12 protein-coding genes are annotated in these 12217 nt (G+C 67.4%); 3 read left to right on the top strand and 9 right to left on the bottom strand.

Annotated elements, in window-relative coordinates; translation table 11 throughout:
• Positions 1-3 precede the first annotated feature (3 nt).
• A complete protein-coding gene (locus QO015_RS16415) occupies positions 4-789 on the top strand; it encodes a GntR family transcriptional regulator (protein WP_266282955.1) in 786 nt (261 codons plus the stop codon).
• A gap of 138 nt (positions 790-927) precedes the next feature.
• Complete coding sequence (locus tag QO015_RS16410) at positions 928-1293, top strand: hypothetical protein (protein WP_266282957.1); 366 nt, start codon at positions 928-930, stop codon at positions 1291-1293.
• A gap of 34 nt (positions 1294-1327) precedes the next feature.
• On the opposite strand, the gene QO015_RS16405 is transcribed toward QO015_RS16410, so the two are convergent.
• The gene (locus tag QO015_RS16405) at positions 1328-2452 is read right to left on the bottom strand and encodes a hypothetical protein (RefSeq protein ID WP_266282959.1); all 1125 of its coding nucleotides are present in this window, start codon (positions 2450-2452) and stop codon (positions 1328-1330) included.
• A 206-nt stretch (positions 2453-2658) separates the two neighbouring features.
• Between QO015_RS16405 and QO015_RS16400 the strand changes: the two genes are divergently transcribed.
• Positions 2659-3594, top strand: coding sequence for a dihydrodipicolinate synthase family protein (locus QO015_RS16400; protein WP_266282961.1), 936 nt, complete (start codon positions 2659-2661; stop codon positions 3592-3594).
• On the opposite strand, the gene QO015_RS16395 is transcribed toward QO015_RS16400, so the two are convergent.
• The 8 genes from QO015_RS16395 to QO015_RS16360 form a co-directional block, all read right to left on the bottom strand.
• The gene (locus tag QO015_RS16395) at positions 3595-4383 is read right to left on the bottom strand and encodes an SDR family oxidoreductase (protein WP_266282963.1); all 789 of its coding nucleotides are present in this window, start codon (positions 4381-4383) and stop codon (positions 3595-3597) included.
• 19 nt (positions 4384-4402) lie between these two features.
• The gene (locus QO015_RS16390) at positions 4403-5704 is read right to left on the bottom strand and encodes an NAD(P)/FAD-dependent oxidoreductase (RefSeq protein WP_266282965.1); all 1302 of its coding nucleotides are present in this window, start codon (positions 5702-5704) and stop codon (positions 4403-4405) included.
• A gap of 3 nt (positions 5705-5707) precedes the next feature.
• Positions 5708-7057 (bottom strand): dihydroorotase, encoded by a 1350-nt coding sequence (locus tag QO015_RS16385; RefSeq protein ID WP_266282967.1) that lies wholly within the window; start codon positions 7055-7057, stop codon positions 5708-5710.
• Between the two features lie 3 nt (positions 7058-7060).
• Positions 7061-7720: an aspartate/glutamate racemase family protein gene (locus tag QO015_RS16380; RefSeq protein WP_266282969.1), complete on the bottom strand. Its 660-nt coding sequence runs from the start codon at positions 7718-7720 to the stop codon at positions 7061-7063.
• 35 nt (positions 7721-7755) lie between these two features.
• Complete coding sequence (locus QO015_RS16375) at positions 7756-8874, bottom strand: M14 family metallopeptidase (protein ID WP_266282970.1); 1119 nt, start codon at positions 8872-8874, stop codon at positions 7756-7758.
• Positions 8875-9602: 728 nt separating this feature from the next.
• Complete coding sequence (locus tag QO015_RS16370; protein ID WP_266282971.1) at positions 9603-10472, bottom strand: amidohydrolase family protein; 870 nt, start codon at positions 10470-10472, stop codon at positions 9603-9605.
• 16 nt (positions 10473-10488) lie between these two features.
• Positions 10489-11358, bottom strand: a complete 870-nt coding sequence (locus QO015_RS16365) for an amidohydrolase family protein (RefSeq protein WP_266282972.1) — start codon at positions 11356-11358, stop codon at positions 10489-10491.
• A 10-nt stretch (positions 11359-11368) separates the two neighbouring features.
• Complete coding sequence (locus QO015_RS16360; RefSeq protein ID WP_266282974.1) at positions 11369-12160, bottom strand: ATP-binding cassette domain-containing protein; 792 nt, start codon at positions 12158-12160, stop codon at positions 11369-11371.
• Positions 12161-12217 lie beyond the last annotated feature (57 nt).

The following is a 12217-nucleotide window of genomic DNA, read 5'->3' as shown; positions in this document are numbered from 1 at the left end:
ACTATGGCGGCTTTGACCGAGGATGATGCGAAGGAGGCGAAGCCGGCGGCGGGCGGGCGCGCCAAGCGCCCGGCAAAGGAGACGGCGGCGGCGCCTCGTCGCGCCCGCGCGGGCAAGAAGACCGCCCGCGCCTCGCTGACGGATCGCGTCTACCAGCTGCTTCGCTCGGACATCCTGACCTGCGCGCTGGAGCCGGGCCGCGAGCTTTCCGAGGCCGAGCTGGCGCAGCGCTTCGACGTATCGAAGACACCGGTGCGCGAGGCGCTGGCGACGCTGCGCCAGGAGGGCTTCGTCCGCACCTTCCCGCGCCGAGGCTATCAGGTCGTGCCGATCACCTTCGGCGACATGAGCGAACTGTTCGACCTGCGCACCATTCTGGAAGCAGGTGCGGCGGAACTCGCCTGCGCGCGCATCACCGATGCCGAGCTCGACCAGCTGCAGAAACTCGCCGATGTCGTCTATGACCGCGCCGAGCAGCCGAGCCTTCAGCGCTTCATAAAGGCGAACCGCGACTTCCACGCCGCCATCGCCAAGGCGTCGGGCAACGAGCGGCTGCAAGCCCTCATCGTCCGCCAGATGGACGAGCTGGAGCGGTTCTTCTATCTCGGCGCCCGGCTGCGCGACGTGAACAGCGAGACGATCAACGATCACCAGGCGATCGTCGAGGTCCTCAGGAAGCGCGACCCGGACGCTGCCCGTGCCATTATGATCAAGCACAACGACATCACCCGCGAAGGCCTGTTCAAGGCGCTGGCGAGCTCACGCAGCTTCGCGCAGATCAGCCTCTGAGGCCTGCCGCCGGGCCTCCGGCGGCCCTTCGCACAGGAGGAAGATGCGGCCGTCCGAGGCGCCCCGAGCATCGCTACCCTCGACATCGCATGCCGTTTGAAATATCACGAGATATCTCAAACCGCAGGAACGGATGCGATGGGCGACAAGATCATGTGGGCGCGGCAGGAAACCACGACCAAGACGTGGATCCATGAGGGGCAGGAGTTCAGCCACAGGCTGATCACCAACAAGAAGCAAGGCTCGTCGATCTCCTTCCACATCACGACCTACATGCCGAATTTCGACGTGATGGTGGAAGGCGACGGCAAGCACGAGGTCATCCTCTATTGCCTGCAGGGCTGGTCGCGGCAGATCGTCGAGGCGACGGGCGAGGAGCGCATCTTCCGCCAGGGCGACGCGATGTATCTCCCCAAGGTCTATCGCTACCGCCATATCATCGGCGATGCCGGTCTCGTCATCGCGGTCTGCGCCAATCCGAGCAAGGAAGACGGCGACATGTGACCGGGCGGGCGCGCCGAAAGCGCGCCCTTCCCTTTCACGCCGAGGGCACGCGCTTCAGCGGCACCGCCCCTGGCCGAACGTCCGCCGCCGGGTCGAGCACATAGCGGAAGCCGCCGCGCCGCTCCCCAGCGAGCGGCGCCTCCAGCATGTCGTAGAGCCCCGGCGCGGCGCCATGCACATCGGCCGTGGCGTTGACGATCACATTGGCCGCCCCGAATAGCGACAGCGCCGCCGGCCTGAGGCTGGCGCGGATGTGATGCGCGCCATCGATCTCGATCGTGTCGGCGGCCGCGATGCCGAACCGCTCGGGATCGTAATACATGATGAGGCTCATGCGGATCACGGTCTCGTCGCCCGAGAGGCCGAGGCCGGTCTGGGTGATGCCGATCACGCGGCCGGGCTCGATCATGCCGAGGCTCGGCGTCCCGGAATCGACCGGGAAATCCGCCACTTCCGTCTCCCACTTCTCCTCGACGCGATCGATGGCGAGGCCGAGCCGCTCCGCGATCGCGGCGATCGATTCCGGCATTCCCATGTGGCCGACGATCCGGCCCGAGGCGATCTTCTCCTCGAACTCGCGCGGCCACAGCGCATAGCCGACATGGTCGATGTCGCCAGGACCGGTGCCGGTCACGTCGATGGCGCGGGTGATGGTGACACGGCGCACGCCCGAGGTGGCGCGCGCCAGCACCAGCGGCACGCTGTCGAAGCTGAAGCCCGGATTGATGCCGGTGCCGGAAACGGTGACGCCATTCGCGCGGGCGGCCGCATCGAGGCGGGCGGCGAAATCGGCATGGCGAAGCGCGGGATGGAACATCGCCTCCGAGGCGGAAAGCACGTCGAGCCCCGCCGCCAACGCCTCAAGCAATTGCCGTTCGATGCGCTCCGGAGCCGATTCCGTTAGGTGATAGAGAAGGTCGGCCGGCACCGGCGCGGCGGCGAGCGCCTCGGCGAGGCTCCCTCGCACCACGATCTCGCCCGCCCCGGCAAAGTCCGGGTAGAGCTCGGCGAGCCTCCGGCCGGCCTTGGCCGGATCATGGTCGACGGCGGCGACGACGCGGATGAGCGGATAGCCCTCCGCGAGACAGCGGACGACCAGCGACCCGAGCGCGCCGAGACCGAACAGGACGACATGGATGGGACGCGCGGCTTGAGGCATGGCAAACAGGCTCCGATGATTGATATTTTCAGTAATATCTCAGAAAGTAGGGCAATCAAGCGCATGTTTCTGGCCCTACGATTCATGGCGCTGCCGGCCGGGAGCCACGGCCGGCAGAGCATTCCGCGACGATTGACATCTTACTAGATATACTAGATCAACAGGATCCGGGCGCCTGCAGCGATCATGCGCCGAGCGAGGATTCCATGCGACTTGATGCCAGCGCCAACGGCGTTTTTCCGATCTCCGCCACCCCCTTCGCCGATGACGGCGCGCTCGATCTCGACAGCGCGGCGCGGCTGACGGACTTCTATCTCGGCCACGGCGCCACCGGCCTCACCATTCTCGGCATGATGGGCGAGGCGCAGAAGCTGTCACCCGAAGAGAGCAGCGCCTTCATGAAGGTGGTGCTGGACCGTGTCGCCGGCCGAATTCCCGTCGTCGTCGGCGTCAGCAATCCAGGCATGTCGGCGATGGTCGCGCTGGCGCATGAAGCGATGGCAGCCGGCGCCGCGGGCGTCATGGTGGCGCCGCAGCCGAGCCTTAAGACAGAGGAGCAGCTGACCGGCTATTTCGCAGCGGTCTGCGCCGCGCTGGGGCCGGATGTGCCGGTCGTGCTGCAGGACTTTCCCCTCGTGCTCGGCGTTCATTTCTCGGTGCCGACGCTGGAGGCGATCTTCGCGCGCCACCTGCAGATCGTCATGCTGAAGCACGAGGACTGGCCGGGACTCTCCAAGCTCTCGCGACTGCGCCGGGGCGAAGCAGAACGGGGCACGCGGCGCCTGTCGATCCTGGTCGGCAATGGCGGTCTCTTCCTGCCGCAGGAACTCGCTCGCGGCGCCGACGGCGCCATGACCGGCTACGCCTATCCGGAGATGCTGGTCGAGGTCGTGAACCGCACCCGTGCCGGCGACATCGAAGGCGCCGAAGATGTCTTCGACGCCCATCTGCCGCTGATCCGGCACGAGACACAGCCGGGGCTCGGCCTCGCCATCCGCAAGGAAATCCTCCGCCGGCGCGGCGCCATCGCCTCTGCCCATGTCCGCGCTCCGGGACCGAAGCTGGACGCGCTCGATCATGTCGAACTCGACCGGCTCATGGACCGGCTCGAGAAGCGCCTCGCTGCGATCCGCCGAAGCTGATCAGACCGACCGGATCGCGCCGCCATCGCAGCGGATCATGCTGCCGGTGACATAGCTTGCCGGCTCGCTGACGAGGAAGGCAGCGACGGCGGCGAATTCCTCTACGGTGCCGTAGCGGCCGACCGGGATCGCGGCGCGGGAGGCAGCCGCCACCTCTTCGACCGGCTTGCCGCTCTTCTCGGCATTGGCGTGGTCGATCTCGTCGACGCGCTCCGTCTGGATCCGGCCGGGCAGGATCAGATTGGCCGTGACGCCATCGCGCGCGACCTCTTCGGCGAGCGTCTTGGACCAGCCTGCGAGCGCTGCGCGCAGGGCGTTGGAGATGCCGAGACCCGGGATCGGCTGCTCGACGCCCGACGAGGCGATGGTAAGGATCCGCCCCCAGCCCCGCGCGCGCATTTCAGGCACCAGCCGGCCCGTCAGGTCGAAGACATTGCGCACCATGGCGCCGAACTGCTTCTCCCAGGTCTCGGGCGCGACCGCGAGGATGCTGCCGGGCGGCGGGCCGCCGGTGTTGTTGACGAGCACATCGACGCCGCCGAGCCGGGCGACGGCTCCTTCCGCGAGCGCGGCGACGGCGCCGTCGGCCGCGAAGTCGCAGGCGAGCGCCTCTGCCCGGCCTGGCCCGCCGGCCGAGAGGCGCGCCGCAGCGGCGTCGAGCTTTTCGGCGCTTCGGCCCGTGATCACGACATGCGCGCCTTCGGCGACCAGCGCCGTCGCGACGCCGAGTCCAAGGCCGCGCGATGAGGCGAGCACCAGGGCCCGCTTGCCGGCAAGTCCGAGATTCATGCAGCTTCTCCCTCGCCCGTCAGTTGCCGCGGGCGCTCTCCAGATGATCGCGCCAATTGCTCCAGGGCAGCCACAATGCCGGACCATGGCGCGCGAGGAAATGGCCCGGCACGGCTTCCGGCCGTCCATGCGGCAGCGGAAACGCGTCGGCCGCGATCCGCCCCGCATAGAGGCCGGCGATCTCGCGGCCGAGCGCGGTGGTGAGCGCGACGCCGCGACCGTTGCAGCCGATGGCGCCGTCGAGGCCGGGCGCCAGTTCGACGAAGCGCGGCATTTGATCAAGCGTCGCGGCGATGACGCCGTTCCAGACGAAGTCGGCGCGCATGGTGCCGAGACCCGGCAGGAAATGACGGAGCCGCTTCAAGAATGCACGGCTGGCGCGCGCAAGCGAGGCGGGGCCGGGCAGCACCATGCCGCCGGTGACCAGGCGGCCATCGGGCGACCAGCGCAGCGCGAAGGTATGGCGCCGCGTATCGGCGAGCGGCGAGCGTCCTGGCAGGATGTCCCGGCGCAGGTCCTCGGACAGCGGCTCCGTCGCGATCTGATGTACGAGGACCGGAATGACCGAGCTCGCCATGGCAGGATTGAGGCAGCCGACCAGCGCGTTGGTGGTGAGCAGCACGCGGCCGGCCCTGATCTCGCCCGAGGCGGTCCGCACCCGCCAGCCCTCGCCCTGCCGGTCGATGGCGATGACCCGGCTCGCCGCGTGGATGACGGCGCCGGCCGCGAGCGCAGCGGTGGCAAGGCCGCGCGCATAGGCGAGCGGGTTGATCTGGCCGCCGGTCGGATCGAGCAGCGCTCCGTGATAGGAACCGAAGCCGGCCCGGCGCTTCGTCTCCGCCGCGTCGAGGATCAGCACAGAGCGGCCGCGCGCCGCCCAGTCGCCCTGCCGCGCCTCGAGCACGCGCATCATCGTCGCGCTATGCGCGGGCTGCATCCAGCCGGTCTGCTCAGCGCTGCATGCGATGCCGTGGCGGCGGATCAGGTCGAAGACGATATCGCCGGACTGCCCGACCAGCGCCGTCAGCCGCTCGCCATGCTCGCCGAGACGGTCGCGGATATCGGTTGGGCCAAGCGAGGTGCGAAGGCTCGGCACCACGAAGCCGGTATTGCGGCCGGAGGCGCCGAAGCCCGGCTCCTCCGCTTCGAGCAGCACGACGCTGGCGCCGCTCTCGGCGAGATGCAACGCCGTCGAGAGGCCGAGGAAGCCGGCACCGACGATCGCGACATCCGCCTTGCCGGAGCCGGAAAGCGGCGGCGTGCGCGGCGCGGGTGGCGCGAGGGACGACCAGAGCGAGCGCTGGAAGGTTTCTGTCGCCATGGCTCAAGCGGCGCGCTTGACGAAGCGGCCATCGCCCGGCGCGCCGATGATGTCGGCTCCGTCGAAGACCTTGCGGCCGCGGAGATACGTGGCGGCGATCCGTGCGGCAAAGGTCTCGCCGTCATAGGGACTCCAGTTGAGCCCGTCGCGGGTCGCCGAGGCATCGAAACGGAAAGCGTCCTGTTCGAGAACCGCCACGTCGGCGTCGAAGCCGGGATGCAGCGCCCCCTTGCGGCCATAGAGACCGAAAAGCCGCGCCGGCTTCTCCGAGACCTCGAGGCAGAGCCGCCCGGCCGCGTCCGCGACGCGGCCACGGAGATCGGTGAAGAAGGACGGCACCAGCGTCTCTAGGCCAGGAATACCGGCACCGGCATCGAAGATCGAAGGGACGAGCTTGTTGTCGACCGGCCAGCTCGAATGGTCCGAGGAAACGAGCGCGAACTTGTCCTCGGCGAGCTTCTGCCAGAGGGCGTCGAGCACGCCTGTCCTGATCGGAGGGCTCACCTTCATGCGCGCGCCGAGCCGCGCCGTGTCGCGCCCCGCGTCGAAATGGAGATAGTGGACGCACATTTCTCCGGTCGCCCTGACGCCCTCGTCGCGATAGCGCGCGACGAGATCATAGCCGGTCGGATGCGAGATGTGGACGATATGGACATGCGCGCCGGTCACACGGCCGAGCTCGAGGAAATGCGCCGTGGCGGTGAGTTCCGCGGCGAGCGGCCGGCTCGGCTCGTGCCATTCCGGCGTCGTGCGTCCCGTCGCCTTCAGCGCGGCAATGCCGGCCCGCACGATCTCCTGGTCCTCGTTGTGGAGGCCGACGGGCAGCCCCGTCTCGACCGACGCCTTCAGGATCGCGAGCGTCTCGTCGGCCGGCAGGCGCGGAAAGCGCACGGGATGGCTCTCGATGCTGGAAATCTTGAAGGCGCAGACGCCGGCCTTGGCGAGGTCGACCATGGTGCCGGTGCCCTGGCCGGGGGCGACCGTCGCATAGAGGGCGACGTCGCAATGCGACAGCGTCTCGATCGCCTCCACCTTGGCCTCGAGCCGCGCGAGCGTGTTCAGCGGGTCCGGGTTGTCATAGGGCATGTCGACCATGGTCGTGATGCCACCGGCCAGCGCCGAACGGCTGGTCGCCGCGAAGCCTGGCAGCCCGCGATAGCTGGTCGCATGCGTCTGGCCGTCGACGAAGCCGGGAAAGAGCAGCGCGTCGCCGAAATCCTCGGTGAGCGCCGCCTCGGGCGCCGCGCCGCTTCCGATCGCCGCGATCTTCTCGCCGGCGATCGCGATCCAGCCGTTCTCGATCAGCCCGTCGGTGCGGACCAGGGTGCCGCGCAGGATGAGATCGAATGCCATGCGCTACACCGCCTTCCGGTAGCCGAGCGAGAGAAGGGCGATCGCCCGCGCCACCGCCGCCTGGGTCGGGTCGACGACCGGCAGGCCGAGCGCATCCTCCACCGCCGTCCGATAGCCTCCCATCGAGGCGCAGCCGAGGATCAGCACGTCGGCGCCGTCGCGGTCGCGCAGCTCGCGGCCGACCGCGACGATGCGGTCGATCACGCCCTCGCCCGACATCTCCGTGACGCCGACGCCGAGCGGCCGGTCGCCGGCGAGCCGGCTCTCGAAGCCGAGGCTACGCACATGGCGCATATGTCGCGGGATCGAGCCCTGCTTGATCGCCACGATACCGAAGCGCTGGCCGAGGCCGATGGCGACATGAAAGGCGGATTCGGCGATGCCGAGCACCGGCTTTGCCAGATTTTCGCGGGCGAGCGCCAGGCCCGGATCCGAGAAGCAGCCGATGACATAGGCGTCGGCTTCGCGGTCGGCGAAATGGCGGGCGATCGGCAGCACGACGCTTTCCACATGCTGCTGCGTCTCGATGCCGGGCGGCCCCTCTGACAGCGTCTCGCAGACGATCGCCGGCCCGCCGGGCGAGCGCAGGAGGTCGAGCGCGGCATCCATGTCCCGGGTCACGCCGACGGAGCTGTTGGGATTGAGGACGAGAATGCGCGTCATCGGCTGGGATCCGTCGAAGGGTGAATGGGCAAGGCTCAGTCGCTCGTTCGGGCCATGCCCGCGAGCGCCTGGTCGATGACGATGCGGCTGCGGCAGAGCACCATCTGCCGCCAGTCGCGGGTGTCGGGATGATAGAAGCGGCGGAGGCCGGCCTTGATGCGCTGCGTCTCCGCGCTCGACCAGTCCGGCTTGCCATAGGCGTGCAGCCAGTGATCGGCGCGGAGCGCGATCGTGCCCTCCTCCGGCGGATAGGTTCCGAATTCGAGCGCGATGAAGGTGAGCCGTTCGGCGCCGACCGCGGCGGCCCAGGCATATTGCGTGAGCCCGGCGATCGGCAGCGAGGACGAGCGACCGAGCAGCGGCTCGCCGAGGCTCGGCCCGTACCAGTCGCGGCAGCGCGCCTGCCCACTTTCGCCCGGGCGGTGGCCGCAGATCGGCTCGCCATAGCCGAACGGCCCGAGGCCGGTATGATAGTCGATCACCGCGACGTTTCGGCGCCCAGCGAGGCCGTGATCGGCGGCAAGCGCATGCAGCGTGCGAATCGACCAGGCCGGCGCGGTCCCGCCATAGAAGAGCCCCTCGGGATGGGTGTATTGGCCGCTTGACCTTGCCTGTTCGAGGCCGACAGCGCCCTGGAGGCTGCGATAGGCGGTGATGCGCGCATCGGCCTGCGCGAGCGTCTCCGCGTCGAGCGAGCGCGGCACGAAGGCCGTCGCCAGCTCGTCATAGCCGGCATTTTTCGGGAGGGGCGCGTCAAAATCGATGCAGTTGCGGTTGAGGTCGACCCCCTCCTCGGTCGTCCGGCGCAGCCAGGCGAAACCATGCGGGTTGATGGCATGAACGATGAGAGCGGCGGTCGAGGGGCCGATCCGGTCAGGCCCGCCGGTGAGGAGCCAGTCGGCGGCGGCGGCCGATCCGCAGAAGCCCTCGACGCCATGCGTCGCCGAAACCAGCACCAGAACGTCGCGCGCGTCACGCGGCCCGAACCAATAGGTCTCGGTCGCCAGCGGCTCGCCCGTCGGGCCGACATTCGGGTTGGCATAGGCGATCGCCGCCGCCGGCCGGTCGCCCGCAAGTGTCGCGATCTTGGCGCGGGCGCTAGCATAATCCGGCGAGAACGCCGCTTCGTGGTCCGGGAGAAGTTCGGGGATCAAGGCCACTCCGCGCGCTGGCGAGGCACGTGGACGGCACCTCGAAACATCATCAAGATATCCGTAGAAATATCACATCATATAAATGTCGCAAGCGACCAGTTGGTCGCGCCGATTGCTCGGCGCACGTGACGGCGCTCAGATTGACCTGAGACCCTGATCCTCCTCCAGATTTGAGTAGAGTCCGTCACTCACGGAGACGGACGGAAGATGCGCCCCTCACGATTTACGGAAGAGCAGATCATCGGGATGCTGAGGAGAGCAGGAGGCGGGAGCAGCGACGGCTGACGTCTGCCGCAAGCACGGCCCGGCCAGCTTCGGTGTGATGGTCTCGACGGTAGGGCGCAGATGGTTCTGCGCGGCACCACTGCGTGAAACAGTCCAGCGCCCTGTCGTCGTCGGCGAGTGCTCGGGGCTCTACCGAAAGCGACGCCTTGTAGGCTGCGTGGTGCCGGCCGAGCGGTGGCGCCTCCCCTCGGCTCCACCACGTTTCCCGTGACCAGCCTTCCGCTAACCGGTTGCAAACCGTGACTTCCCGCGGACGACCGGGCCGTGCAGTCGAATGCTGGCGCGCATTGGCGCGGCCTGCGCTTCAAGAGCATCGGCGGGAACATGACGGGTCGGCGCCACCGGGCGTCGGGTGTGCGCGGCTGCCGGAACCCTGATGATATCGCCCCCAGCGCGGATGGTTTTGCCGCGGCTTGGCCGTCGCGGCCGGCGGCGCAGGCCCCTCACCCGAGCGGGTTGTCGCCCTTCCACCAGTGCTTGAAGGGATCGGACCAGAGGATGCGCTGCATCGTCTCCTCGCTGACGCGCGGCAGCCTGGTGCCCTCCAGTTGATCGTTGATCGAGAGCAGTCCATCGACCGACTCGTCGACGCGCGCCGCCGGGAAATCGGAGCCGAAGAAGATCTTGTCGGTGATCCGGTATTCCTGCGCGGCGATCAGGATGTTGTAGTACTGCCAGGGCCTGTAGAAGAGCGCCGAGATCTCGCAGAAGACATTCGGCTGCTTGCGCGAGACGACGATGCACTCCTCGTACCAGGGATGCCCCATATGGGCCATCACCATCACGAGGTCGGGATATTTCTGCGCGATCGGCTCCACATGCAGCGGCCGGCCCATGTCGATCGGTGCGTTGCGGGCATAGGTCGTGCCCATATGCATGGTGAGCGGCAGGTTGTTCTTCTGGAGATACTCATAGACCGGAACAAGCCGCGGGTCCGACAGCGAAACGCCGTTGTAGATCGGCCCGAACTTGACACCCTTCAGCTTCAGGTCCTCGACCGCATGCACGAGACGATCCATGCAGTCGGGCCGGCGCGGATCGACATAGGCGAAGCCGACGAACTTCTCCGGATATTTCGCGACCGCCGCCGCCGTAGTCTCGTCGCTGCTTTCGATGCCCGAGCTGTCGGCATAGTTGAGCGCGAAGATGATCGCCTTCTCGACATGCGCCATCTCGGCATGGAGCGTGTCGGCATCGGATTTCGGCGCCATCGCGCCGGGCCTCACGCGGGCGATCTGCGTCTCGTAGAGCGGCAGCACATCCTCGTCGTTCCAGATATTGACATGGCAGTCGCAATAGGCGCGCGCGGTCATCTCTCGGGTCCTCGGCTCAGGCCAGCGGGTTGTCGCCGTGCCACCAATGGGTGAACGGGTTCGATTCAAGGATGCGCTGCATCGTCTCCTCGCTGACGCGGGGTAGCCTCGTGCCCTCGACCTGGTCGTTGATCGTGAGGAGGCCGTCGACGGATTCGTCGACGCGCGCGAAGGGGAAGTCCGTGCCGAAGAAGATCTTGTCGGTGATGCGGTATTCCTGCGCGGCGATCAGGATGTTGTAATATTGCCAGGGCCGGTAGGAGAGCGCCGAGATCTCGCAGAAGACGTTCGGCTGCTTGCGCGAAACCACGATACATTCCTCGTACCAGGGGTGCCCCATATGGGCCATCACCATGACGAGGTCGGGATATTTCTGTGCGATCGGCTCGACATGCAGCGGCCGGCCCATGTCGATGGGGGCGTTGCGGGCAAAGGTCGTGCCCATATGCATGGTGAGCGGGATATTGTTCTTCTGGAGGTATTCGTAGACGGGGACGAGCCTTGGGTCCGACAGCGCGACGCCGTTGTAGATCGGCCCGAACTTGACGCCCTTCAGCTTCAGGTCCTCGACCGCATGCACGAGAAGCTCCATGCAGTCGGCTCGCCGCGGGTCGACATAGGCGAAGCCGACGAACTTCTCGGGATATTTCGCCACCGCCGCCGCAGTGGTCTCGTCGTCGCTCTCGATGCCGATGCTGTCGCCATAGCGCAGCGCGAACACGATCGCCTTCTCGACATGGGCCATTTCGGCGTGGAGCGTGTCGGCATCGGATTTCGGCGCCATCGCCCCGGCGCGGACGCGGGCGAGCTGCTCTGTATAGAGCGGCAGTACATGCTCCTCGTTCCAGATATTGACGTGGCAGTCGCAATAGGCGCGCGCGGTCATCGGGATCTCTTCAATGGGTGGCGGCCGCGGGGCGGCGGTGATGCAGCGACATCAGGAAGTCGGCGAGTTCCTGGTAGGTCATCGACGAGGTCGGCGCGTCGAGCGCGATCTCGCCGCGATCGAGCACCACGAGGCGGTCGCAAACCTCGTGCACGTGATGGATGTTGTGCTCGATATAGATGCAGGACCGGCCGCCGGCCTTGATCGAGCGGATGAAGTCGAGGACCTTCTGGACCTCCTTCAGCGCAAGCGCCACGGTCGGCTCGTCGAGCACGATGAGGTCGCTGTCGAAATGCATCGCGCGGCCGATGGCGACGCCCTGCCGCTCGCCGCCGGAAAGGCGCGAGACCGGCGTGTCGACATCGAGGCCGACGCCGCGAAAGCCGATCGTCGAGCGCATGATCGCCTCGGCGATGCGCTTCTCCGCCTTGACGTCGATGAAGCCGAAGCGGTTGGTGATCGGCCGTCCGACGAAGAAGTTGCGCCAGAGCGGCTGCTTCTCGCCGAGCGAGGAATCCTGGTAGACGGTCTCGATCCGGAGCTTGTGCGCTTCCTTGACCGAATAGGACGAGGCGTCGATGCGCTGGCCGCGCACATAAAGCGCGCCCGAGGTCGGCGGCTCGACGCCGGTCAGCACCTTGATCAGCGTCGACTTGCCGGCGCCGTTGTCGCCGATCAGTCCGACGATCTCGTTGGGTCCGATCTCGAGCGTGACCTCCTTGAGGCTCACGACCTTGCCATATCTCTTGCCGACATTTTCGAGACGGACGATCGGGGTTGCGGCGGCCGGCGTGACGGTCATGGGAGCGATCCGCTTCGTGAGGATGAGATGAAATGGCGGCGCGGCGTTGGCCCGCGC

This window comes from Kaistia geumhonensis (genome assembly GCF_030815145.1).
In the GTDB taxonomy this organism is placed as follows: Bacteria; Pseudomonadota; Alphaproteobacteria; order Rhizobiales; family Kaistiaceae; genus Kaistia; species Kaistia geumhonensis.
Note: the sequence above shows the minus strand (reverse complement) of the source record. Positions and strands in the feature narration are given on the sequence as shown.